Below are 24,309 nucleotides of genomic sequence, written 5' to 3'. Positions count from 1 at the left end.
AATACAATGTGTTCAGGAGGTGATTCTGACATCACGGAAATGGTCTGAGCCCAGGATTATCCGTGCTTCACCCATATCAGCGAAAATAGCGCATCTAAATATGCGTTTCTTTTTCGGTTATTCCAGACTATTTGGTCTATTATTTTTTTGCCATTTCCAGACTATCCAGTCTAATTAAAAGCAATACTTCTACGAACTTCACTCCAACGAGAAAGAAGGATGAATCATGAAAACACGTTATTCATTCAAGAGCTTGGCTATTTTTGTTCTGGCGATCGCCCAGCTGATGCTGGCGCTCGATTACACGATCATTTATGTGACGCTGCCGTCCATCGGCCAGGATCTTCATTTTACCGCGTCTTCCCTGCAGTGGGTGGTCAGCGCTTATTCGCTCATCTTCGGCGGATTTCTGTTGATCGGTGGGCGAATGTCCGACGTACTCGGCAGAAGGAGAATGTTTATGATTGCGATGGCACTGTTTGGGCTGGGATCACTGGCCGGCGGATTTGCACCGAACGGCATGACCCTGATTCTTGCCAGGGGGCTGCAAGGACTTGGAGGCGCGCTTCTCTCCCCCGCTACCCTGTCACTCATTATGTCCAACTTTGAAGAAGGTCCCGAGCGTAACCGGGCTTTGGGAATCTGGTCCACAATGGGAGGCGTGGGCATGTCGCTCGGTCTGCTTTTAGGAGGCTTTTTGACTAGCTATTCTGGTTGGGCCGCAACGTTCTATGTGAACGTACCGGTTGCCGTCATCGTCTTAATCTTGACACCTTTCGTCCTGGCTGAGAGCAGAATATCGTCTTCACAGCAACGGCATTTTGATTTGTCTGGAGCAATATCGGTTACGGCCGGTATGATTCTGGTCGTCTATTATCTAATCCAAGGTCCGGAGGAAGGCTGGACGGCTGCATCAACGCTCATTCCTGGCATTGCCGGTGTAATACTGCTTGTGCTGTTCGCAATCATTGAACGGCGCACCGCCAATCCGCTTATGCCATTCAAGCTGCTCAAAAACCGCAGTTTCAGCGGAGCTGTAATGACGGCAGTTATCTTTTCCGCATCATTCGGTTCGCTGTATTATTTTCTGACCATCTACTTGCAGCAGGTGCTTCATTATACGGCGATCCAATCCGGTCTCAGCTTCCTGCCGCTGACGATCAGCGCATTTCTCGGGGCAAAGCTCGTAAACCGACTCTTGAGCGTCACCGGAATGGCCGGGACGATTGGAATCGGAATGGCGCTGGGTGCCGCCGGATTCCTGCTGTTGATGCCAATATCGGCGAACGGTTCCTTCTGGGGCATCATGCCGGGAATCATTCTGGCGGGCCTCGGACAGGCCATCGTCTTCACCACGATGTTTATCGCCGCAGGAACGGGAATGGAGCCCGCGTATCAAGGCGTGGCTTCGGCTCTTGTCTCCACCGGGCAGCAGATTGGAGGATCCATCGGCCTTGCTGTCATTCTGGCGGTAATAACCGCCGGCCTCGGACCGGGCCACGGTATGGATGCCGGGAGCCCCGCCGACTTGAACCATGCGCTGCACTGGGCATTCGGCATGAACATGGTGCTTGCCCTGGCCGGCATTGTGGTATCCGTTGTATGGTTTAACAAAAGGAGAGCGTCCTCTCCCGCCGCGTTAATTCAGATGAATGAACGTTAATCTTTCCATATCCCATCGGTGGTCGATGAAAAAGGAGCAGGCATCTCGCCTGCTCCTTCTTACCGTTTGCTCCGGCCGGAAGGGATTAACAGCACCGGCCGGGACGCAGACTTTGCCTTCTTCAAGCGCCGCGTCTTGCTTGGGAATCGGCTCCCTGAAGCAACCGCCGCGGGTATGACCGCCGCGGGTGCGACCTGCAGCAGTCCGGCGCCTACCGCCTGCCGGCCTCCCGGAATCTGAAGCGCGCTGGCTTCAAAACGGCGCTTAATTTCGGCCGGTCTCATCCTTGGGAACAGCGCCCTCAGCAACGCGGCTCCCCCCGTCACATGAGGGGCTGCCATCGAAGTTCCCGACATCTTGCCGTACGTGCCTCCGGGCAGGGTCGACAAAATATCGACGCCCGGCGCCGCGACGGAAATGCCGTTCCCCCGGCTCGAAAAATCGGCAACCCGGTTCGCTCGATCCGTGGCTGCAACAGCGATGGTCTCGGGATAGCGGGCCGGGGCGTCGATCAGCGGGCTGAACATCGTCCCCTCGTTTCCCGCGGACGCCGAAATGACGGCCCCCTGCTTGGCTGCACGTTTAATGGCGTCCTGCAGCGCCTTGTTATTGCCTGATCCGGTCAGCCCGAAGCTCATGTTCATTACTTTGATTCCCCGTTTGAGGCACCAGTCGATCCCTTCCACAATGTCGGAAACAAAACCGTTTCCGTTTTGGTCCAGCACCTTGACGGCGAACAGCTTGACTTTGGGCGCATTGCCGAAAATTTTTTGCCGTCCGGTGGCTGCCGCGATTCCGGCCACATGTGTGCCGTGGCCGTTGTCATCCTGAAACGATCCGCCGGTAATCGTATTTACACCGCCCGCGATACACAGATCCGGATGTTTGGCGATGCCCGTGTCGATAATGGCCACCTTGACTCCTCGGCCCTTCGTCCGGTTCCACAGCTCGGGCGACTTCACCCTGCTGACATTCCAGGGAATTTTGGCCGTGTCCACCAATGCGCTTTTCTTGGTGGCCTTGTTCGCACTGCCGCGTTTGGCGGCAGCAGCAGGCTTGATCGCGTGCGCCTTCACTTTCGCGTCCCGCTGGACATAGGCGACAAGGGGATGCTGTTTTATTTTTTTCATATCCGTGGAGCGATGAAAATGGCAGCAGATCAGCCGGTGGCTGTCCACGGCCTTCACCGGTTTGATTCCATTTGCGTTGAGTATATCAAGGCACTGCCGGTAATCCTGCTGCGTTTTGAACACGACGATCTGACGACTTGTTGTTTTGCTCGGGCGGCTGACGGCCGTTTTCTTCAATAACTTCTCCAGCTGCTTCACTGTATGCACCTCATTTGGAGGATGTATTCCTGATAGAATATGTGACATCGCCCGCATTGGTGTGCCTTTGCCGTGCTGCCTCAGCGTTAGCCCAGGAATAACCCAAACCGCAGGGAGAGTCATTAAACCAAATGGTGCAGATACGCTGATATGGGTGCACTCTGTGCCATGTTGGTAGATGTCGGCGGGCTAAGCGATGTATTATCCACCTTGTCAGCCCATCTCTCCAGCAACCGTTGAGCATAAAAAAAGCCCCCGTCCTTCCTACGCGGCATTGGCGTAAGACAGACTGAGGGGCGTCACCGTTCTTAGATGCTTTGTTCTATCATTTGAATATAAAAATCTATCTCTTTGCTGATCTGCTTATTCGTTACCTCTTCGCTGCGATCTTACTGCTGATCCTTCGTCACCAGCTTCAGCGGAGCCGGGATCGACTTGTCGACCGTTTTGCCCTGCAGCACGTCCTTCGCCGCCTGCACGGCCATCTGGCCGATCAGCTCAGGCTGCTGCGCCACAGTGGCGGTCAGCTTGCCGGCTTTGATCGAGTTCAGCGCGTCCTCGTTGCCGTCGAATCCGATGACCGGGATATTTTTGCCGGAGCTTTGGATCGCTTCGATCGCGCCGAGCGCCATCTCGTCGTTGTGGGCAAAGACGGCTTGCACGTCCGGGTTGCCCTGCAGCAGGTTTTCCATGACGTTCAGACCTTTGGTCCGGTCAAAATCGGCCGCCTGCTTAGCAATCACGTTCAGATCAGTGTCGGCCACTTCGTGGAAGCCTTTGCCGCGTTCGCGGGTTGCGGATGCCCCCGGCACGCCTTCCAGCTCGATGACTTTGGCGCCTTTGCCGAGCATCTTCACGATGTATTCGGCCGCCATTTTACCGCCCTTGACGTTATCCGATGCAACCAGCGCTTTGACGTCCCCTTTGTCCGAGGAACGGTCCAGCGTAATAACCGGAATCCCCAAATCGTTGGCGTTCTGCACGACCGTGGAAATCGCGGCGGAATCCGTCGGGTTGATCAGGAGCACGTTGACCCCTTTTTGGATCAGGTCGTCTACGTCATTGCTCTGCTTGGCCGAGTCATTCTGGGCGTCGACGACGATCGTTTCCATACCCTGCTTCTTGGCTTCGGCCACCACGCCGTCCTTCAGCGAGACGAAGAACGGATTGTTGAGCGTGGAGACGGACAAGCCGATTTTCATTTCCTTAATATCGCCGCCCGTTTTGGGCTTGGCCCATTCCGGCGGTTCCAGCGAACAGCCTGTGGTCAGAATCAACAAGAGTGCAGCTGCGATTAGCGTTAATTTTTTCATGATGATCTACTCCTTCTTATGCGGATTTCTTCCGGTCGATCAGGACGGCGATCAGAATGACGATCCCTTTGACGACCATTTGGTAAAAGGAAGAAACGCCGAGCAAATTCAGACCGTTGTTCAGTGTACCGATGATAAGCGCGCCGATCAGGGTGCCGACGATGCGTCCGCGTCCGCCGGACAAGCTCGTGCCGCCAAGGACGACCGCCGCGATGGCATCAAGCTCATAGGATGTGCCCGCCGTCGGCTGCGCCGAATTCAGGCGGGAGGTCAGGATGGCGCCGGCCAGAGCCGACAGCAGTCCTGCCAGGGAATAGATCATGATTTTTACGCGCGGTACCTTGATACCGGATACGATCGATGCTTTTTCGTTGCCGCCGATGGCATAGGTTTTACGGCCAAATGGCGTTTTATTAAGAATGACCCACAGAATGACAAAGGTAATGATCATGGTGATCGCCGGTACCGGGATACCGAGCTCGTATCCGCGCCCGAACAGCTGGAACAGCCGGCTGTCGCCAAGTCCTGTAATCGGGTTACCGTCCGTGTACACCATCGTCAAGCCTCTGAATACCGTCATGGTCGCCAGTGTAGCAATAAACGGCGCCATTTTACCTTTTGTAATGAGCAGGCCGTTCACCATACCCATCACGCCGCCGAGAAGACAGCCGATAATGATCGCCAGGATCGGATCAAACCCCGACACCAGCATATTGGCGACAAACGCACTGGACAATGCGAGAATCGAACCGACAGACAAATCGATGCCGCCTGTCAAGATGACGAAGGTCATGCCAAACGCGATAAGCGCGTTGATCGACACCTGGCGAAGCAGGTTCAGAATGTTAAGCGGTTCCAAAAAGCTCGGATTCAGCACCGACACGATGATGATCAGGATGATCAGCCCCAGCAGCGGGCCCAGCTTTTGCGTCACTTGCGATAGTTGGAAACCTTTTGGTTTTTTAGCGTCTTGAATGGTTGTCATGTTACTGTCCCCCTGTTGCTAACGTCATTATTTTTTCCTGCGTGGCTTCTTCGCTGCTCAGTTCCCCGCTGATTTCGCCTTCATGGACGACCAGGATCCGGTCGCTCATGCCCAGCACCTCGGGCAGCTCGGAGGAAACCATAATAATCGCAACGCCGCGTTCGGTTAATTCGTTCATCAGTTGGTAAATTTCCCGCTTCGCCCCAACGTCGACCCCGCGTGTCGGCTCATCCAGGATCAGCACTTTCGGACCGATGCCAACCCATTTGGCGATGACGACCTTTTGCTGGTTACCGCCCGACAGGTCGCCTGCCGCGGTTTCCGCAGACTGCGTTTTGATCTGCAGCCGTTTGACCAGCAGGTCAACGAAGTCTTTTTCCCGTTTCCCGTTAATAAAGCCTTTGGACGTAAAGCCGGACAAGCTTGGCAGCACCATATTTTCCCGGATCGAAAAATCGAGCAGCAGCCCTTCATCCTTCCGGTCCTCGGTAATAAAACCGATGCCGCGTTTGACCGCATCGTCAGGCTTGCGGATATGGGCTTTTTTGCCCTTAATCCATATTTCGCCGCTGTCCAAGTGATCGAGCCCGAACAGGGCGCGCATGATCTCGGTCCGCCCCGAACCCATCAGGCCGGAGAAGCCGACGATCTCGCCGGAACGCACTTGAAAGCTGACGTTCTCAAACAATCCCTTGCGGGTGGCGTTCTTCACTTCGAGCACCACATCGCCGGGCGACGGGTTCCGCTGCGGGTAACGCTCGGTCAGCTCGCGGCCGACCATTTTTTTCACGACTTCGTCAAAGTTGGTATGCGGTATGTCCTTCGTATCCACCGTTTTACCGTCGCGCATGACGGTGATCCGGTCGCAGATTTCAAATATTTCTTCCATCCGGTGAGAAATATAGACGATGGAAACGCCTTCCTTTTTCAAGGCGGCAATGACGTCGAACAGCTTGCGGATCTCCCGCTCAGTCAGCGCGGCCGTCGGCTCGTCCATGACGATGACTTTGGCGTCGGTCATGAGCGCCTTGGCGATCTCGATCATCTGCTGCTGGCCTACCGAGCACTCCCCGGCTTCACGCTGGAAGGGGATGTCTACCGACAGCTTGTCGAATTGGGCCTTTGCCAGCGTTTTCATTTGTTTGGTGCTGAGCAGTCCCCACTTCGTGGTCATTTCCTTGCCGATAAACAGGTTTTCAAGGACGGTCATGTCAGGCCAAATGTTCAATTCCTGGTGGATAAAAGCGATGCCCGCTTTTTCCGCTTCCTTCGGGTTTGGGAAATACGTCTCCTTGCCGTCGATCCGGATGACGCCCTCATCCCGCTGATGCAGACCAATGAGAATGTTCATCAGGGTGGACTTGCCGGCACCGTTCTCCCCCATCAAGGCGTGAACTTCGCCTTCCCGAAGCTCAAAATCCACACCGCTCAGCACGTGGTTGGTGCCAAAGGATTTATAAATGCCTTGCATTTGTATGTGCATAAGGGTTCCTCCTCTTTATCCAAAATGGACGCCGGATTGCAGAATGCAGTTGGCGAACGGCTTGGCTTCTCCGGTCCGGATGACCGCCTTGGCTGTGCGGGTCAAAGCTTTAAACTGTTCGTGAGGCACGTCCTCAATCGGGCAATCCGCAAATGTATGGTCAATGTAAGCTTGCGCTTCCGGGTTATCCGTTTTCATTTCCGCGGCGACGATGACCTTTTCGATTTCCATGTCCTCCGCGATGGAACTCACGACCTCCTCAAAGCTCGGATTCCCAAGCCTCAGGGCGAGGTCGATTTTGGTGACCCCTTCGGGGATGGGAAGGCCCACATCGGCCACGACGATCGTGTCGGTATGGCCGAGGTCGGCGAGGACTTTGGCAATGTGACTGTTCAGCATCCCATGTTTTTTCATTACAGGTTCTCCTCCACTTCTTGACGTGTCGGCATGCCGCCCTGCGCGCCGAACTTCATGACCGACAGCGAAGCGGCACGGTTGGCGAACCGGACACTGTCCGCAATCGGCTTGCCTTCAGCCAGCGCTACGGCAAAAGCCGCGTTAAAGGTGTCACCGGCGCCGGTCGTATCGACGGCTTCGACTTTGTAGGAAGGAATCACAACCTCTTCCTGTCCGTCAAAATAACGTACACCGCTGCTGCCTTCGGTAATGAACAGCTTGTTCGGATACCGGCGCAGCGCTTCGGATACCCGGCCTTCGCCGAACATGATCGCAGCTTCGTGCTGATTCGGCGTGATGTACGCCGCGTTCTCGATCACTTCGTCCTTGACCGGACGCGCCGGCGCCGGATTCAGCAGCAGCGGGACGCCGTGCTCGGCACAGATCCGACTTACGTGCTCCACCGTTTCTTCGGGAATTTCCTGCTGGATCAGCACCATATCGGCCGCGGTGATCGCTTGTACAGCCTGGTCGATATAGGCCGGCGTGACCTCATCATTAGCTGCTTTAACAACAACGATACTGTTGTCCCCTTCGGCAAGCACGATGTGAGCCGTTCCGCTTTCCATATCTGTAACCGGTTCCACATAGTCTACAGAAACCTGATTAGCTCGGAAATTGTTCAAAATGGCTTCGCCAAAGTGGTCGTCTCCCACCCGGCCGATCATGCTGACGCTCGCCCCGAGTCGGGCGGCTGCCACCGCCTGGTTGGCTCCCTTGCCTCCAGGCACGGTTTTAAAGCTCTCGCCGAGAACGGTCTCCCCCGCTCCCGGACGTTTGGACGATGTCACTACCAGGTCCATCGAGCTGCTTCCGATTACGCAAATGTTAGCCATCTTAATCCACCTTTCTGGTCGTATCCCGCTCTACAAAAGATACGGGCAGTTGTATATTTCGATTGTCCACGTTTCCCTGCTCGATCAGGCGGATCAGCAGCAGCGCCGCTTCCTTGCCCATATCGTAGGCCGGCTGCCGGATCGTTGACAGCGACGGGGAGAGCAGGCTGCTGAGCGGGATATCGTCAAAACCGATCACCTGCACATCCTCCGGCACGCGCTTGCCGAGGCGCTGAGCCTCATGCAAAACGGCGGTTGCCACGATATCGTTGCTGGCGATGACCCCGTCGGTGTCGAGATGTTTGGCGAACAGCTCTTTGGCCCAGCTTTCCGCTTCCGCAAAGGAAAAGGACGAAGTCTGAATGATGTTGTAGTCGATACCCGCTTCCTCAAGTACCTCCACGGCGCCTTGGAACCGGTCCTGGGCGGGACGGATATGTACGGGTCCGCGCAGGACCGTGATCCGCTTGCTGCCGCGGGCGATCATTTCTTGTGCGGCCAGCCGTCCGCCCTTGCGTCCGTCCGAGTACACTGACGGGCTGTCGCTGGACGTACGGTCCAGAAACACGACCGGGATGTTCAGCTTGGCGTATATATCCGAATCCGGACGGTTGGTTGAAGAGATGACGCCGACCACGTTATTTTGAATGAAGGTCTGGATGTATTCCTGTTCCTTCTGCTCGTTCTCGTCACTATTGCCGAAAATGATGCGGAATTCATTAGCCTGCATGCCGTCCTCCACGCCCCGCGCCAACTGCGGGAAATAGGGGTTCGTAATGTCAGGCAGCAAAAGTCCGATCAGCCTCGACTTGCGTTTGTATAATGATCTTGCAACCTCGTTTGGCGCATAATTCAACGCTCGAACCGCGTCTTCCACTTTCTTGCGGGTATCGGCATGTACGTATCCTGTTTCATTAATGCACCGGGATACGGTCGCAACCGAAACCCCTGCATGGCGTGCTACATCTTTAATCGTTACCATCTGAAATTATCACCTCGAAATGTGGAACCGGTTACACACATAAAGTAACACATCACTTTGCGTTTGACAATAGCGCTTTCAAAATTTTTTGATTGGATAATTTTTGCAGATGGTATAAAATGCAGGCGCGGTGCGGAAAAATAAGCACATTGTGCTTGGTGTCCTCAGTGCAGTATAGGACGTAAAAGTAACAGCTATTTTGTGACCGCTACTTCCGCCCGGTCATCAATAGATGCAAAAAACAGCAAAGAGCAATTATTTGCAGTCAAAAAATCTGCTTTGGCGAACAACGGAAAAAGTGCAGTTCATTTCCGATTCACTGGCTTGCGGCCGTTTCACCGGAAATGAACTGCACTTACGCATGCACTTCTGCAACTAGTTAGCTTGTAATGCTCTGTTTTGCCAAACAAGAGTAAATTTCAGATACTTCGAGGCACTATGCCCCTTGCCACTTAAACTTTCTTCATTCGTGCTTCATGCCTGCTTCATGCCTGCTTCATGCCTGCTGTATTCCTGCTTCGTTCCTGCCTTATTCCTGCTTCATTCCGGACCGCTCCACCCATACGATCTCCGCCTGCGGATCGGCTTTGCGAACTACCGCCTTGAAGCGCGGCACATCCAGCAGATGCACACTGTATATCAATCGAGTCTGAGCGGAAACCCGCGCGTAGTCGCTGTCACGATCAATCTCACGAGCACGGTCATGGCCGATCCCGGCATCATTCCACGCGAGTCCTTCGAGCCGCAGCCGGCTTTTCATTTCGGCTTCCACCTGCCGGGGATTCGCCGTCGTCACGCCGGCCAATCGGCGAAACCCGAATATGACGATCCCGGCGGTTTCATATGCCGCCAGGCAGGCGAACGCGGAGTACAGCGTCCGCTCCCACCCCAAAGCCGCGCCGGCGGTGACCAGCACCAGGGCGTGGCAGAGCAATAGCAGCCGTTCCACGGAGATGGCCGGGCGGGTGCCCGCCTGAATCCCGGCCGATCGGATGCGGTCGGTTTTTTCAAGGCCAAGCGCGTCCAGCAGGCCGCCTGATTTGACGGCCAGCCCGCCGCCAAAGCCAAGGCACAGGCCGCCTGCCAGCGCGGCAATGACCGGCTCACCGCTGACGGCTGGCAGCGGCGCCAGCAGGAACGCCGACCCGGCAAATGCAAGCAGCCCCGGGAGCACCTGGAGTAATATTTTTTTTCGGCCCAGAAGTGAATAAAAGAACAGCAGCGGCAAATTAAACAGCACCAGCAGCATCCCGAAATGATTATCGGTGTGAAACGACACCAGGCCGGAAATCCCGGTGACGCCGCCGGCGATCAGCTCGTGCGGATGCAGAAACAGCTCAACGCCGACCGAGGCGGCGATGCCGCCGATCACCGATTTGAGAATGGCATGCTTGCTGTTTCTGCCGGAAGCCCCAAATGTTTTTCTCATGACCATACGGCCTGCTTGATCGGATCATGCATAACCTTCCCTCCCTAAACTGAAATGGAAGTCCATTGGATGGGATCGCATTTACCCAAACATTCGTTAGTCTTATCCAGCCACTTCACCCTCGCGAACAATGGAACTAGCCTTGCAGCATTCTTTCGGCTTTTTACAGCGCCTCTTCCTTCTGAATCCCCGGTTTTCGGTCCTTAAATTTGATCCAGCGGTTCAAGAAGGTAAAAATCGATTTCGACTGCTTCGTCAGCAGCGGACCCAGGATGGCCAGGATCAGCACGTAGATCGCCGAGAACGGCTGGAGGATTTCCATCAGGCCGCCGTCTTTGCCCAGGTTGGCCATAATGATCGAAAATTCGCCCCGCGAGACGATCGTCAGCCCGATGTTGGCCGATGCTTTGGGAGACAGCGAAGCCGTTCGCCCGGCCAGCATGCCTGCGCTAAAGTTCCCGATCAGCGTCACAATGACCGCTGCCAGTGCAAGCCATATGGCACTTCCGCCCAAGGACATCGGATCAATGGACAGGCCGAAGCTGAAGAAAAAGATCGCCCCGAAAAAATCCCGGAACGGCATGATCAAATGCTCGATCCGCTTGGCGTGTTCCGTTTCGGCCAGCACCAGCCCGACCAGCAGCGCCCCGATCGCCTCGGCCACGTGGATCGTTTCGGAAAAGCCGGCGACCAGAAACAGCGCACCGAAAATGACCAGGGCAAACAGCTCGTTGGAACGGATTCGCAGCCATTTGTTCAGATAAGGCACCGCTTTGCGCCCGAGAATAATGACGGCGAGCATAAACCCGAGTGACACGAGTGCCGACAGCAGCACGCCGCCGATCGAGCTGGAGTCGCTGAGCACAAACCCGGACAGTATCGAGATATACACAGCGAGGAAGACGTCCTCGAACATGATGATGCCGAGAATCATTTCGGTTTCTGCATTGGCGGTCCGTTTCAGGTCCACCAGCACCTTCGCTACGATCGCGCTGGACGAAATCGTCGTAATTCCCGCGATAATCAGCGTCTCGGCGAGCGGAAACCCGCTGAAAAATCCGAGCATCAGCCCAAGCGTAAAATTAATGCCGATATATATTGAACCGCCTACGGCGATCGACCGACCCGACTTGATCAGCCGGCCGACGGAGAATTCGAGCCCGAGGTAGAACAGCAGGAACAAAACGCCGATCCGGCCCATAAAATCGATAAACGGCGCGCTGTCGATAAACCGGAAATCGAAATGCCACAGCTCCATCGCATGCGGACCTACCGCCATGCCGATCAGGATATAGAAAGGGATCACCGAAAACCGCAGCTTTGCCGAGATCAGTCCCCCCAGTGCAATGAGGACTAGCGCTAAACCAATTTCAAAGACCAAATGCTCCATCCTTTCACCCGCTTCCGTTCATCAGAATTTGTTTGAACCGCTTTTGCTGCTCCCGCTCTCCGATGGCGACAACCGTCGCCTCCGCGTTCAGCACGGCTTCCGGGCCGGGATTCACTTGTTTGCCGTTACGTTTATCCAGCAGCGCGATCACCGAAACCCCGGCATTTTGTCGGATGTTCAGCTCACCGATCGTTTTTCCCGTGCATCCATAATGGGGCTCGATCCGGTACCACTCGATCGTCAGCTCGTCAAACGCCATTTCCACCCGTTCGAGCTGCTTCGGTTTGTACGTCATACCGCCGACAAGAGCGGCCAGCTGCCGCGCCTCCGGGTCTTCCAGGGTCACCATCGAGATGCTTTGGTCCAAATCCTCGTACGAAAAATGGTACAGTTCACGCCGGCCGTCATCATGAATGACCACGACCATCCGGTCGCCGCTGGCGGTATCCATTACATATTTCATCCCGATTCCGGGCAATACAGACTCACGAATATCCATGAGAATAGCCTCCTGTAATTACATGTTTATATTTGAGAAACATTTCACATATTATTGGGTTGCTGCAAGTGGCAGAATGCCGCGTTTTTTCGAAAAGGCTCAAGGCAACCGCAACAAAACACACTCAGACTAAATGCTGCGCCGTAACAAAGGTATACCATTTGCCATCAAAGCCATTGCAATCCGCAGCCAATCCAGCACTGCATCAAAGCCCAAAAAGCCTGGCTGATCCACTATAAAAAACATTGAAATATGCCTAACCGATTTACTTTCAAACTAAATCCAGCCATGGCAGAAAAAACAAACGATCAACATAAAACGTGACAAAAATATCAATAACGAAATTCTTCACACGTCAGCCAACACAACGGCATTGCCACACGCAGCGAACAGCAGCTGTCACAGAGCCAAGCCATCCTGCGGTCTTTCATCCATTTTTGGGTACACGAAACGAACCGTCCCGCTATCGGCTTTTTTACAATCCAGGTTCGAGAATGCCCCGGCGCATGCCAATAAGGAACCGCTTATTCAGGAAGGAGATTAAGCCACATAACTCGAGGTAAATTTTATCGGAAGCAGCAGTAAATATTTTTTACGGAGAAAAACACACGGAACAAAGGGTAGCCGCGGTTTCGGAATACGCAGCACAAGCAGCAGCGGCAGCACAAAACAGAGAGGAAGCGCTGACGCCAGCATGATCAGTCTCTGCATGAGGGTTGGCGTTTTCCGTACGAGCGGTTTGCTTGGAGGATCGATCCGGCTGTACACCGTCTCGGTTTCCGTCGAACTTGCAGGGGAGGTAAACACTTCTTCTTCCAGGGAAACGGGAAAGGTTGCCATCTGAATGACACCCAGAACGACAATGAACATCATCCGAAGTCTATTCATCCATGCTGCCATCCTATCCCCCCTCTTGTGAAAAATTCATATATGATTATTCTAACACAAATTAGAGGATGTCTTCAAACTGATGGACAAGCTGAGACAAGCTGTGAACACTCTGATAAAAATTTTTGATCGATTTTGAAGGGCTGACGCAAGCGGCTGCCTCGATACCAGAACTCCAGAGGTGATGACAGAGACAGCAATAGCAGTAGGACCAAAAAACCGGCGGAACCAAGGGGCTCCACCGGTTTTCTTCACAATCTCACCAAAAAAACTTGCAGATAAGCTTATTCCGCCCAATTCACCGCGATCTCAATCCCTTCCGGTACGCCGGGGTATCGGATCAAGACCGTTTTTGAACCGGGATCATAGGCACAGGCTGCCGGCTGTCCCCCTGCCGTCACGGCCGACGGTTCTGCCGGAACGCGAATACGCGTGCTGACCTTCATTTCGGAAGGGGACTCGGAGACGAATGTCAGCTTGCCTTCGAGGTACTGCTCCTCGCGAATCCGGGATGCGCTGACAAGAATGACCGGCTGGTCCTGCAACTGTGCCGCCGGATGGTCCAGATCATACAGAAGGCGGTCATCACCGGGCTGAAGCTCCACGCGGCTCAGCACGGGCAGCTCCGGATCAAAGAGATCGACGAACGCCCCTTCGAGCTGTGCCGCCGGCTCCGCGGCATCGCGCTCGTCGAGCGCATGCGCGATTACATACGGACCGCGCCGGATGTGAAGCAGGCCGCTCTCAAGGTACGCGTCCTGCTCCCCGCGGAACTGAAGCGCCTGATGCACGCTGCTCCGCACCTGCTCGGCGCCTTCCTCCGAGCGGGACAATTCCGCAGGATGCTGCCGGTAGTACAGCACGGCCCCATCGCCGACCCGGTGCTCTCCTTCGCCCGGGTTACGCCCCAGCCCCATCGACTCGAACAGATGCTCTTCCGGCCGGTCATAGGCGCGGCCGGCGTCGCGGTTCCACCATTCCTGCACGTTGTGGAAAGGATCGCTCCCGTCGCCGTAATAGATCAATACGCCTCCCTCGCGGACCCACTGCCCGAGAACCTGATGAATGCCGGGATGCTCCGGCTTCATCAGCTCATAGCTCAGCAGCAGCACGCGGTAATCCGCCAAATATCCGGGAAAGGTCAGGATATTGTCCAGCTGGACCGGCCGCAGCGGAATGCCAGCTTTGACGAGTGGCAGCGCCATCCCGTAAAAGGCGGACCAATCCAGCAGCTCCTGCTGCGCTTCGCTCAGCTCTTCCGTACCGGAGGTGCCGTCGTACTTAAACTCCTGTTTGCGTCCGTCTTCGTCCGGATCGACGTCGCCCCGCTGATACATCGCGGAGTTCGCCAGCAGGACGCCGACGCCGGTCGTCGCCTTGCCTTCCTGCACATCCCCGTCATACCGGTGAATGTCCCGCAGCACGTTCATGACGGTAAGCAGGGACGTTTTATAGCCTGCCGGAATAACTTCCTTGCCGCTGCCGCCCTCTTTCGGATACCCCAGTTCGAACACCCGCCAAGGCCAAGGACATACCTCGTATTGGGAAACGCCCGGATGCAGCAGCGAGGCCACGACGGTCGAGCGGTAATTGTACGCGTAATCCTTCCAAGTATAACGCGGATTGTCCTCGATCGGGTCGTGGAGGAACCACATTTCGCGGCCTGTGCCGCGGGTCAGCTCCTGCATGACGCCATACTCCAAGAATGCCGTTTCAAAAGTACGTTCCTTACGGACACCCTTATAGACGTTTGCGGTCCGTGCAGTTCCCGTCCAGATCTGGGCGATGAAGCCGTCGCAGGCCGGCATGTTCACAAGCAGCGCTTCCGGGCTGATGATCCGCCACTGCGTGTAGTTGATCAGGCTGTGCGTCGGGACATAGAATCGGACTGTGCGGCCATAGTGAACAAGCGCATACTCCTTCATCTGGCTGCAGATCCGGTCCAGCGCCCGGTAGTACACATACGCTTTCAGCTTGGAAGCGCGGTATTGGGCGTCGGGCGACGAGTGCGGAGGAATCCAATCCTCACCGTAGTAGTTCCGCCACTCCCGCTTGAAGGCTTCGGAGTAACCCGAAGCTGCCCAGAATTCCGGCTCCTCCATATGGATGGCCTCGACGCCGCTGTCGATCGCCCGCTTGATATGAGTCGCCAAATACTCGGCGAACGAGACGGTCGGCACCATGTACGGGACGTCCTTGCCGTGGCTTACCTGATCCCCCGCCCGGTTGACCTGGGCTTCGTCCCAGTGATTGCGCCCGTCGAAGCGGCCGTACAAATAATCCTGGTACTCCCCCCATGATACGCCGGTCATCAGATGAATCGTGTATCCTGCCTGCTTCCAGCCTTGAATGCGCTCCGGTAAATCATCCGATATGCCGTAGACCATAACGAAATCCGTGCGGAGATCATACTTCGGCCCGTAAGGACGGGATTCCTGAAATCCTGTCCACTCCGGTCCTTTGCTTCCCAATCGGCTGCTCAAGGGTGAACCCTCCTTTAGTTAGGCATCGACAATTTGACGACTTCTTTCCCTTTCAGTTCTTCGTTGACATACTTCATGGCGTCATCGTAACCCGTGTTCTTGATTTGCTCGCGAAGGTCGTTGATCACCTTCAGGGCCGCATCATCCGACTTGGCGAAGATCGCCTGCTTCCATACGTCGCCGATTTGGTCCATGGACGGCTTCAGCGTTTCCCATTGCGGCGATTTGGTGATCACATCCCCCGGATTGAAGGCGGAAATGACGCTGATACCGTTCGGACGCAAAATTTTACGCGCGTTGTCCATCGCTTTCAGCCGTTCCTGGTCTGCCCAAATGTCTCCGCCGCCGACCGAATTAATACGGTCCATGCCGGTCATATTTTCCAGACCGATGCTGATGCCTTCGTTCTTCTTCGCCTTGCCCGTCGTGTCCGCCGTAAACTTGTCGAACCATTCCTGCTTGGCGGCCGGTTTGCCGTCAACCATATCCCAATGCGTCCCCTGAATACCGTAATGCACCAGCATGAAGCCTTCGTCGGAAGCGAGGAAATCGAGCAGCTTCAGCGCGGCGTCGACGTTTTTGGCTTTTTTCGTGATGACGGTAACGTTATTTCCTTGAATGTTCAGGTCGACCGGACGGTTCGGTTCTGCCCCGGCCCGCTCGAGAGGTCCGACAGGGACGTAATCGCTGCCCGGATGCGCTTTCACATATTCCTTGGAAGCGTCCAGAATGGCTGGGTAGTGCGCCGACAATACCGCGATGCGCCCTTGCTTGATTTTCTCGTTCGCGATCGGGTCTGTCTGCGTAAAAGCATCCGGATCCAGCAGTCCTTCGGATATCAGCTTGCGGTAATACAGCGTGTAATCCTCGTAAGCCTTCGTGAAGAACACATGCTCCAGCGTGCCGTCGCCTTTATCCTGGTAATCGGCCCCGTAGAACATTGTATTCCCGATACCTACCGCCCATCCGTCATGGAAGCCGCCGAGCGGAATGACCGGTGCGCCGTTTTCGCTCAGATTGGCGTCCTTGATCTTTTTCAGGAAATTGTAGAAATCGTCCTTGGTCTTCACGGACTGCGGATCGACTCCGATCTTATCGGCAATGTCCTTCCGCACGTAAAATCCGTACAGCCAGTCGTTGACGTCCTTGTCGGTGGCCGGCTGGTTCTGGTACAGCATGTACTTCTTGCCGTCAATCCCGCCGATTGCTTTTTCGTACAGCGCCGGCGGCACGTTTTCCTTGGCGATCGCCTTGGCCAGGTTCGGATACTGGTCGATTTTATCCGTCAAATCCACAAGCTGGCCTTCTTTAGCTGCCTTGATGATACCGTCCAGCTCGCCGCCCCAGGCAGGTCCGGTATAAATGTCCGGCAGGTCCTGCGTCGCAAAAATCGTGTTCACTTTCTCGGCCTCGCTGCCTTTCGTGTAGTCGATTTTTACCTTGATTCCGGTTTTCTCCTCGATCGCTTTGAGTACAGGGTTCGTTTCCGAATCGGAGCCTGAGGAACCGTTCCAGTTATTCAGCACCGTGAGCGTAACCGTTTTGGAGTCCGCGCCTTTGTCTCCCCCGTCCGCACTGTCGCCGCTGCCGCTGCTGCTGCAGCCGTACAGCATGCCGGATATCAGGGTAAACGCCATCAGAGAAGCTGCCAATTTAAACCGCTTTTTTCTCATATGAACCCTCCCAATTTGAATGAATGTATATGATATAGTCCCGCAATCAGGACGTCTATCCTTACCCTTTGACGGATCCGATCATCGTTCCCTTGACAAAATAGCGCTGCAGGAACGGATAGATACACAGGATCGGAAACACGGTAATGACGAGCAGTGCCATCCGGAGCGATTCCGGCGTAGCCCCCGCCGCGCTGACATTGACGGTTTGTCCACCCTGCTGCGCAGCCCGCTGCATCGAGGACGACAGCGCCTCCGCTTCGGTCAGCATTTGCTGAAGCAGGGTCTGCACCGGGATGAGGCTTTTGTTGGACACGTAATAGGTGCCGGTGAACCAGTCGTTCCAGTGCATCACGCCGACGAACAGCGAAATGGTCGCCAGTACCGGACCGGACAGCGGCAGTATGATGCGCATGAAGATTTGGAAATCGCCCAAGCCGTCAATCCGGGCGGCTTCTTCGAGCTCTTCCGGGATGCCTTGTATAAACGTCCGGATGATGACGATATGCATAAAGTTGAACAGGAACGGAATGACATACACCCAGAAGTTGTTGATCAGGTGAAGCTTCTGCAACGTAATGAAATAAGGGATAAAGCCTGCGCTGAAAATCGTGGGCAGAAAAATGTAAAAGGTGAAAAACGTGCGCCCGGGCAGCGTTTTTTTGGCCAACGCATAGGCCATCAGCGTACTGAGCAGCACGCTAAGCACCGTGCCGAGCAGCGTCCGTAAAATCGTGATTTTGTAAGCCTGCCAAATCTGCGGATTATCGAACACCTGGGCGTAATTGTCCAGCGTGAATTTCCGCGGAAAGAAATACAGAGCCCCCATCATGGAATCTTTACCGTCATTCAGCGAGTACACAAGCACGTAAATGAACGGATAAATCATGGAAAAGGCGAACAGCGTAAGCAGGAAATAATTCAATACGGTAAACCAGGAAAACGATCGTTTCTCCACGTAGGTCTCCTCCTTAGAACAGTGATACGTCGCTGACCTTCCGCGCAATCCTGTTGACAGTGACGATCAGGACCAGCGCAATCAGGCTCTGGAACAAGCCGACAGCCGCCGCATAGCTTAGCCGGCCCTGCTGGATGCCCTGAGTGATGACATGGACGTCGAGCACGCTGCCAATGGCTGCGGTGGAAGGACCGTTCAGAAGCAGAAGCTGTTCGAAGCCCGCGCTCATCAGGCTTCCCGTTGCCAGAATGAACAGAATGACCGCAACGTTTCGGATGCCCGGCAGGGTAACGTGCCAAATCAGGCGGAAACGGCCGGCGCCGTCGATTTTCGCTGCCTCATACAGCTGCTGGTCAATGCCCGCAATGGCCGCCATGTAGATGATCGAGTTCCAGCCGATGTTCTTCCAAACATCCGAGCCGATAATGACTTCATAGAACCACGAAGTGTTGTACAGAAATTGGATCGGCTCTACGCTCATCGACGACAGCAGGTCGTTGACCGGCCCGCCATAGGTAGCGAAGAGGCGCTGCATCAAGGTGACGACAACGATCCAGGAAATGAAATAAGGCAAATAGGATAAAGTTTGAACGGTCTTCTTGAATTTCAGATTTCGGATTTCATTGAGGAGGATCGCAAGGATGATGGGCATCGGAAATCCGATGATCAGTTTCATCAGGCTGATGATGATGGTGTTGCGGATAATGTCTGTCGACTGGTAATAATCGAAAAACTGCTTGAAGTATTTCAATCCCGCCCATGGGCTGCCTGTAAAACCGCCCACGAACGTATAGTCGCGGAAGGCGACCTGAATCCCGTAAAGCGGAACGTAGGAGAACAGAAAAAACCAGATGATCCCCGGAAGCATGAACAAGTAAAACAACTTATGCTTCCAGATCCGCTTCCACAGTGTTGACGAACTCATAAGCTCCACCTCTGTTTTCGGATAGTTTGAACGTTCCAGGTTTCGGCAAAGCGCTTATTTCTCAGTCATCCTCCCCTCAACTAAATGTAAGCGATTACACAATGTATTCAGCTGTTCTTTTATCTACTTGACCTCCCTTGAAACGATGTCGATTCATGGAAGCTCTTGGATTAACCATAATATAATATAAATATTTAACATATTCAATATGTTAATAAAATAAAAAAGACCTTTTCGTAGTGAAAAGGTCTTTTTTCTATACGGCATCGCTTATTCCGATGGAAAATTAACGCGGTTTTACGGGGCCGGTCGTCTGTCCGACGACCAGCTCGGGAACGAGCAGCGTCTTCGTGTAGCCGCCGCTCCGGTCCGCCCCCTTCCCAATGATGTCTACCAGCGTTTCCGCCGCGCGTAAGCCCATTTCATATTCAAACTGCTTGATATGCGTAAAAACGCTGAGCTCTTCCACGACGGAGGTCGGGTCGTCGAAGCTGACGATCGAGAGGTCGCCTGGGATGGACAGCCCGTTTCTCTTCGCCATTTGCTGGATCTGCACGCCAAGCTTGCCGTTCAGCGTGATATAGGCGGTCGCCAGACCGCTGCGGATATACCGGTACAGCGGGTGCTTCTCCGGCTCATCTGAAGCATGAATCCGAAAGCCGGTAATGATATGGGCCGGGTTAATCAGCGCGCCCTTGTCCTTCAATGCGTCCATATAGCCTTCGATGCGCTCCTGGACGGTGACGGTCTGCAGCGGAGAATCGGAGCAAATGGCGATTTCACGGTGGCCCAGCTCCCACAAATGCTCTACGGCAAGCCGCGTCCCCAGCCGCCCGTCAGCCGCGATGTAATTGGTTTCGACACCCGGCAGAAACCGGTCGATCAAGACGAATGGAAAGCCGGAAAACTTCAGGTTCAAAATTTCGTCGTTGTAATGCTCCTCGTCCACCGGGAACACCAGAATTCCTTCCGCACCGATCTGTTTCAAGGTTTTGATCGCTTCCTTTTCGTGCTCCAAATCCCCCTCGGACAGCAGAATCATGGTCCGGTATCCTTTGCTGCTTAGGCCTCTGCGGACACCGTCGATCAGCCGGACGGCAAAATAATCGTAAATCGAAGGCATCACGAGCCCGATGAGCCCCGTTTTCGGCTTCACCTCTTCCGGAGCCCGGCCAAAGACCGGACGCGGTACCTCAGCTTCTTCCGCGGCCGCCGGCTCGCTGACAAAGCTGCCTTTTCCGGGGACCCGGCTGATGACGTTTTCGTTCGCGAGGCCGGTCAGCGCTTTCACAACCGTAATTTTGCTTACATCAAAGCGTTCCATGAGTTCCTTCTCCGTCGGGATGCGATCACCGGACTTCAGGCCTTCCGACTCGATCAGTTCCCGGATGTACTGCTGTATTTTTTGATACAGCGGGGTCCGTGCGGTAATATTCAACAGGATCACCATACTTTAATTTGAGATTTTGTTATATATATTATCGGCTGGAACATGGGTTCGCAACATTCATCCTGACTAAAAAAATGGTCTATTCGTATGATTCCTTAATTTGATATATTATATATGTTATATTGAATAACGGATTTTGTATAGCGGGGTATTGTAAAAATGTCGCAATAACGCAAAAAAAGACGGCCGCAATGCGGCAGCCTTTTTTGAGTCCATGCCTTTTCGAAATCGGACTGAGCTTACACATTCAGCTCCAGCTTGGCATGATATTGACGGTACTGCGGGTCCTCGCCCGCGACCATCATGCCCATGCCCCAATCGATATGAGTCTCCCGGCTAGGCGGATCGGCAGGATCGCGGTATTGGAACAGGACGTTTCTGCGCGGCCGGCTGCTCTTGTTGCGGTCGGACCCGTGAATCGTCAGGTAGTTGAAGAACAGCACATCGCCTGCGCTTGCCGGGCATGGTGTGCCCATGCTCACCGGGTAATCGCGGTGATCGAGGTAGTACCTGCCAACATGGGGAAGCGGTCCCTGCTTATGGGATCCGGGAACGACGCACAGGCAGCCGTTTTCCATATCCGCATCGTCGAGATGAACGCTGGCGGCAAGCATCGTATGGCGATCATGAGGGAAATACGGATAGTCCTGGTGCATCGGAAAAGCGGCGCCCTGCTCCGGCGGCTTCACCAGCATTTTGGTATGATGGAGCTGGACGTTGGGACCGATCAGCTGCGTCAGAACGCCCGTCATACGCGGATGCGCTACGGCTCGGGTGAAGCAAGCGTCGTGAAACTGCAGATCGTGAAAGCCTTTGAGCACCAGCTTCTTCAATTCGTCCTGGGGAATGTAATCCCCCTGCCAAGTATGGTTGGCGTCCTGCTTGGCTGCAGCCGCCTTGGCAATCGTACGCTCCACCGCATACTGCATCTCCTTGACTTCCTCTGTGCTGAACACACCGCGGACGAGCAAATAACCGTTTTCGTTATAAAATTCGACGTCTTCTCTGCTAATCATCTTCCCGTTCCCTCCCGTAACATTTGAATGACAAATCGTGAATACGCCTTCATTATAGGGATAACAGACACCTGACGTCTTTGCCGGATTGGAACCTGTTTTTGTCGGATTCGGACACGAATGGATGAGGAGGACTTGAAATGGATCATCTCGTCTGGGGAGCCGCCCTGTCTAAACTGCATTCAACCATCGGAGAGCTGACCGAAGAGGATTTATGCATCCGCATACATTATTGGGGAGCCCTTGCGGAGCACCGGAGCAACTTAGAGCATAAGCATTCTTTTTTTGAAATGTGTTATGTCGCAGGCGGTGAAGGAACGTATGTGGATGAAGGGCGGATCCATCCGTTAGCCAAAGGAACGCTGTTCATTTCCAATCCCTACCGCATGCACTGTATTGAAAGCACAGGGATGCAGCTCATATGGCTCGCCTTCGATGTGGATGCCGGGCGCACCTCAGCGCCCTGGAACGGTCAATTTGCGCGGCTGGCGCAGTCGGACTGCTATATTCTTCACGGCGCTGAAAACAGCCCGGCCGTCCTGCTCTGGAAAGCGATTATGCAAGCGGCCGCCGAACTGGATACCGCCCGGTTTCCGCTGGACCGGCTGGTCCTTGCGCTTGTGGCTGCGCTGCCGCAAACCTTTACGCCGGACCGCCAGCAGCACAAGCCGACGCTGCCACCGCCCCGCTCCGCTTCTCTGAGGCAGGCGCTCCAATTCATCCGTGATAACCTGGAGTCACCGCTAAAGCTGGAAGATGTGGCGCGGTATTTTCATCTATCGGGAAGACATCTGGCCCGTTTGTTCCAGAAGGAGCTCAAAATGACCTTCACGGCATTCGTCCGCCAGGAAAGGATCCGGCTTGCGGCGTACCTTCTGCGCGAGACGGACCACTCCGTCAAGGAAATCGCCGACCTAACGGGTTTTGGCTCCGTTCACTATTTTACCAGGATGTTCTCGGCTGCCGTCGGCATTCCCCCGGCCGCCTACCGGATCGCGCCACAGCAAAAAGGCATGCCCTTCGAAGAGGAGCATGCCTGATTTCAAAATGTGTTCTTAGGCGTAACAGTTGTACGATTTCAATGCGGGCTTCAAGCTCTCCCGGTAATGGGCGGAGCCTCATTGGGACCAAAAGATACATTGATCCGATGATCCAGCACGACGGCGTCTTCCGTTTCAAACCGGATTTCCGTCGTAATATGAAACGGCGTCTCAATGAAGCGGATGCTCAGCTCCAGCGTATCCGGGGACTTCCATGTAAAGCTTGACACCGTTGAGGTCTGCCGGGGCATGATCAGATCAGACGTGCCTTCCAGCCATTTCCCGCGACCCAAAGGCAATGCAAAGTGCTTCCCGCCGGTCTCATACAGGTCAACCACCGCCTGATCGGCCTCGAAACGGACCGAAATCCGGCTCCAGTTCATGTCGTTGTCGTCCAGCACATAGTTTTTGCCGTTGACGGCGGATTCCAGTTCCGGTTGAATGCTGTACGCGAGCGGAGCAAGCTGCAGGCTGCGGATCCGTTCCTGCAATCGGTCCTGCGTTTCTTCGTCCAGCGGGAGCTTCTCTCCGGCCATCGCTGGCAGCAGTCGCTCCCAGACGGCGTTCATCACTTCCTGCATCTGGTTCGTTCCGCTGGTGACGGCAAGCACCGCCTCCTGCTCCGGCATGACGATGCAGAACTGGCCGAAGGCTCCGTCTCCGCGGTAGGCGCCGTGCCGGCATCTCCAGAATTGGTAGCCGTATCCCTGCGCCCAGTCGCTTTCCCCGCCGTCTCCGTTGGAGATCTGTTTCGAGGTCGCCTCCTCTACCCACGCTTCCGGAATCAGCTGGCTGCCGTTCCATGCTCCTCGCTGCAAAAACAGCTGGCCGAACTTGGCGATGTCTTCTGTCGTGATGCTCAGTCCGAAACCTCCAGTGTTGATTCCCCGCGGACAGGACTCCCAGGTGGGGTTGTGAATGCCCAGCGGCTCAAACAGCCGCTTCTGCAAAAATTGAAGCAGCGTCTGCCCGGTCACGGATTGCAGAATGGCCGACAGCATATAGGTTGCACCCGTGTTGTACACAAAATGAGTGCCGGGCGTATGCTCCACCGGAGCTGAGAGAAAGGCCTTGGCCCAATTCCCGTCCGTGCAGCGGTCAATGGCCCCCATCGTATCCTGGTCATTCCCCGTGCCCATCATCAGCAGATGCCGGATGTTCATGGCAGCCAAATTCGGGCTGACTTCCTCCGGCAGGTCGTCCGGGAAGAACGTAACGACCTTGTCTTCCAAAGACAGCAGACCCTCGTGCACCGCGAGACCGATGGCTGTGGAAGTAAAGCTCTTACTCAGCGAAAACAGCATGTGCGGCAGCTCCGGGGCATAAGGCCCCCACCAGCCTTCCGCAGCCACCTGTCCGCGGCGAAGCAGCATAAAGCTGTGCAGCTCAATGCCCTTGGCCTGTACCTCGTCCAGAAAATCAAGAATGGCCGCCCCGGGAATGCCCAGCGCTTCCGGTCTGCTTCTTGGTAATTGCAGGCTTGTATTTTCCATGGTTTCACACCCCTTTCGT

The 24,309-nt window shown here is 54.8% G+C and carries 20 protein-coding genes; 2 read left to right on the top strand and 18 right to left on the bottom strand.

Annotation, left to right across the window (positions count from 1 at the left end):
* The first annotated feature begins 226 nt into the window (after positions 1 to 226).
* Positions 227 to 1,663, top strand: a complete 1,437-nt coding sequence (locus MKY74_RS17260; protein ID WP_076167355.1) for an MFS transporter — start codon at positions 227 to 229, stop codon at positions 1,661 to 1,663.
* A 59-nt stretch (positions 1,664 to 1,722) separates the two neighbouring features.
* Here the strand turns inward: MKY74_RS17260 and MKY74_RS17255 are convergent, their stop codons facing one another.
* The 17 genes from MKY74_RS17255 to MKY74_RS17175 form a co-directional block, all read right to left on the bottom strand.
* Positions 1,723 to 2,991, bottom strand: coding sequence for a S8 family peptidase (locus MKY74_RS17255; protein WP_076167358.1), 1,269 nt, complete (start codon positions 2,989 to 2,991; stop codon positions 1,723 to 1,725).
* Positions 2,992 to 3,380: 389 nt separating this feature from the next.
* Positions 3,381 to 4,304, bottom strand: a complete 924-nt coding sequence (gene rbsB / locus MKY74_RS17250) for a ribose ABC transporter substrate-binding protein RbsB (RefSeq protein WP_076167360.1) — start codon at positions 4,302 to 4,304, stop codon at positions 3,381 to 3,383.
* Positions 4,305 to 4,320: 16 nt separating this feature from the next.
* A complete protein-coding gene (gene rbsC / locus MKY74_RS17245; RefSeq protein WP_076167363.1) occupies positions 4,321 to 5,289 on the bottom strand; it encodes a ribose ABC transporter permease RbsC in 969 nt (322 codons plus the stop codon).
* Between the two features lies 1 nt (position 5,290).
* Positions 5,291 to 6,772: a sugar ABC transporter ATP-binding protein gene (locus tag MKY74_RS17240; protein WP_076167366.1), complete on the bottom strand. Its 1,482-nt coding sequence runs from the start codon at positions 6,770 to 6,772 to the stop codon at positions 5,291 to 5,293.
* Positions 6,773 to 6,787: 15 nt separating this feature from the next.
* Positions 6,788 to 7,186, bottom strand: a complete 399-nt coding sequence (gene rbsD, locus MKY74_RS17235) for a D-ribose pyranase (protein ID WP_076167369.1) — start codon at positions 7,184 to 7,186, stop codon at positions 6,788 to 6,790.
* Positions 7,186 to 8,064: a ribokinase gene (rbsK, locus tag MKY74_RS17230; RefSeq protein WP_076167372.1), complete on the bottom strand. Its 879-nt coding sequence runs from the start codon at positions 8,062 to 8,064 to the stop codon at positions 7,186 to 7,188. Before rbsK ends, rbsD begins: the two co-directional genes overlap by 1 nt.
* A 1-nt stretch (position 8,065) precedes the next feature.
* The gene (locus MKY74_RS17225) at positions 8,066 to 9,046 is read right to left on the bottom strand and encodes a LacI family DNA-binding transcriptional regulator (protein ID WP_076167374.1); all 981 of its coding nucleotides are present in this window, start codon (positions 9,044 to 9,046) and stop codon (positions 8,066 to 8,068) included.
* 529 nt (positions 9,047 to 9,575) lie between these two features.
* Positions 9,576 to 10,475 carry a YitT family protein gene (locus MKY74_RS17220; protein WP_076169451.1) on the bottom strand — a complete coding sequence of 300 codons (900 nt, stop codon included), beginning with the start codon at positions 10,473 to 10,475 and terminating at the stop codon, positions 9,576 to 9,578.
* 163 nt (positions 10,476 to 10,638) lie between these two features.
* On the bottom strand, positions 10,639 to 11,865 hold the full coding sequence (locus MKY74_RS17215) for a cation:proton antiporter (protein WP_076167377.1): 1,227 nt from the start codon (positions 11,863 to 11,865) through the stop codon (positions 10,639 to 10,641).
* Positions 11,866 to 11,869: 4 nt separating this feature from the next.
* Positions 11,870 to 12,364, bottom strand: coding sequence for a cation:proton antiporter regulatory subunit (locus tag MKY74_RS17210; RefSeq protein WP_076167379.1), 495 nt, complete (start codon positions 12,362 to 12,364; stop codon positions 11,870 to 11,872).
* Positions 12,365 to 12,904: 540 nt separating this feature from the next.
* Positions 12,905 to 13,264, bottom strand: coding sequence for a hypothetical protein (locus MKY74_RS17205; protein WP_076167381.1), 360 nt, complete (start codon positions 13,262 to 13,264; stop codon positions 12,905 to 12,907).
* 272 nt (positions 13,265 to 13,536) lie between these two features.
* Complete coding sequence (locus MKY74_RS17200) at positions 13,537 to 15,735, bottom strand: hypothetical protein (RefSeq protein WP_084203740.1); 2,199 nt, start codon at positions 15,733 to 15,735, stop codon at positions 13,537 to 13,539.
* Between the two features lie 14 nt (positions 15,736 to 15,749).
* Positions 15,750 to 17,408, bottom strand: a complete 1,659-nt coding sequence (locus MKY74_RS17195; protein ID WP_076167383.1) for an extracellular solute-binding protein — start codon at positions 17,406 to 17,408, stop codon at positions 15,750 to 15,752.
* 61 nt (positions 17,409 to 17,469) lie between these two features.
* A complete protein-coding gene (locus MKY74_RS17190) occupies positions 17,470 to 18,366 on the bottom strand; it encodes a carbohydrate ABC transporter permease (RefSeq protein ID WP_076167385.1) in 897 nt (298 codons plus the stop codon).
* Positions 18,367 to 18,379: 13 nt separating this feature from the next.
* Positions 18,380 to 19,291, bottom strand: a complete 912-nt coding sequence (locus MKY74_RS17185) for an ABC transporter permease (protein WP_076167387.1) — start codon at positions 19,289 to 19,291, stop codon at positions 18,380 to 18,382.
* Positions 19,292 to 19,577: 286 nt separating this feature from the next.
* Complete coding sequence (locus tag MKY74_RS17180) at positions 19,578 to 20,741, bottom strand: GntR family transcriptional regulator (RefSeq protein ID WP_432206591.1); 1,164 nt, start codon at positions 20,739 to 20,741, stop codon at positions 19,578 to 19,580.
* A 239-nt stretch (positions 20,742 to 20,980) separates the two neighbouring features.
* On the bottom strand, positions 20,981 to 21,757 hold the full coding sequence (locus MKY74_RS17175) for a phytanoyl-CoA dioxygenase family protein (protein ID WP_076167391.1): 777 nt from the start codon (positions 21,755 to 21,757) through the stop codon (positions 20,981 to 20,983).
* Positions 21,758 to 21,897: 140 nt separating this feature from the next.
* Here MKY74_RS17175 and MKY74_RS17170 point away from each other — a divergent pair, with 140 nt between their 5' ends.
* Positions 21,898 to 22,797: an AraC family transcriptional regulator gene (locus MKY74_RS17170; RefSeq protein WP_076167393.1), complete on the top strand. Its 900-nt coding sequence runs from the start codon at positions 21,898 to 21,900 to the stop codon at positions 22,795 to 22,797.
* A gap of 50 nt (positions 22,798 to 22,847) precedes the next feature.
* Here the strand turns inward: MKY74_RS17170 and MKY74_RS17165 are convergent, their stop codons facing one another.
* Positions 22,848 to 24,290 carry a serine hydrolase domain-containing protein gene (locus tag MKY74_RS17165; RefSeq protein ID WP_076167396.1) on the bottom strand — a complete coding sequence of 481 codons (1,443 nt, stop codon included), beginning with the start codon at positions 24,288 to 24,290 and terminating at the stop codon, positions 22,848 to 22,850.
* Positions 24,291 to 24,309: the final 19 nt, after the last annotated feature.

Origin of the sequence: Paenibacillus sp. FSL R5-0378 (assembly GCF_038009285.1) — a bacterium.
Classification (GTDB): Bacteria; Bacillota; Bacilli; order Paenibacillales; family Paenibacillaceae; genus Paenibacillus_AQ; species Paenibacillus_AQ favisporus.
The sequence above is the reverse complement of the archived record's forward strand: the minus strand, read 5'-3'. Positions and strand labels throughout refer to the sequence as shown.

Coding starts and splice junctions, on each gene's coding strand:
- MKY74_RS17260 (WP_076167355.1), top strand. CDS start 227: ATGAAAACACGTTATTCATTCAAGAGCTTGGCTATTTTTGTTCTGGCG.
- rbsB (WP_076167360.1), bottom strand. CDS start 4,304: ATGAAAAAATTAACGCTAATCGCAGCTGCACTCTTGTTGATTCTGACC.
- rbsC (WP_076167363.1), bottom strand. CDS start 5,289: ATGACAACCATTCAAGACGCTAAAAAACCAAAAGGTTTCCAACTATCG.
- MKY74_RS17240 (WP_076167366.1), bottom strand. CDS start 6,772: ATGCACATACAAATGCAAGGCATTTATAAATCCTTTGGCACCAACCAC.
- rbsD (WP_076167369.1), bottom strand. CDS start 7,186: ATGAAAAAACATGGGATGCTGAACAGTCACATTGCCAAAGTCCTCGCC.
- rbsK (WP_076167372.1), bottom strand. CDS start 8,064: ATGGCTAACATTTGCGTAATCGGAAGCAGCTCGATGGACCTGGTAGTG.
- MKY74_RS17225 (WP_076167374.1), bottom strand. CDS start 9,046: ATGGTAACGATTAAAGATGTAGCACGCCATGCAGGGGTTTCGGTTGCG.
- MKY74_RS17220 (WP_076169451.1), bottom strand. CDS start 10,475: ATGAGAAAAACATTTGGGGCTTCCGGCAGAAACAGCAAGCATGCCATT.
- MKY74_RS17215 (WP_076167377.1), bottom strand. CDS start 11,865: ATGGAGCATTTGGTCTTTGAAATTGGTTTAGCGCTAGTCCTCATTGCA.
- MKY74_RS17210 (WP_076167379.1), bottom strand. CDS start 12,364: ATGGATATTCGTGAGTCTGTATTGCCCGGAATCGGGATGAAATATGTA.
- MKY74_RS17205 (WP_076167381.1), bottom strand. CDS start 13,264: ATGGCAGCATGGATGAATAGACTTCGGATGATGTTCATTGTCGTTCTG.
- MKY74_RS17195 (WP_076167383.1), bottom strand. CDS start 17,408: ATGAGAAAAAAGCGGTTTAAATTGGCAGCTTCTCTGATGGCGTTTACC.
- MKY74_RS17185 (WP_076167387.1), bottom strand. CDS start 19,291: ATGAGTTCGTCAACACTGTGGAAGCGGATCTGGAAGCATAAGTTGTTT.
- MKY74_RS17180 (WP_432206591.1), bottom strand. CDS start 20,741: ATGGTGATCCTGTTGAATATTACCGCACGGACCCCGCTGTATCAAAAA.
- MKY74_RS17175 (WP_076167391.1), bottom strand. CDS start 21,757: ATGATTAGCAGAGAAGACGTCGAATTTTATAACGAAAACGGTTATTTG.
- MKY74_RS17170 (WP_076167393.1), top strand. CDS start 21,898: ATGGATCATCTCGTCTGGGGAGCCGCCCTGTCTAAACTGCATTCAACC.
- MKY74_RS17165 (WP_076167396.1), bottom strand. CDS start 24,290: ATGGAAAATACAAGCCTGCAATTACCAAGAAGCAGACCGGAAGCGCTG.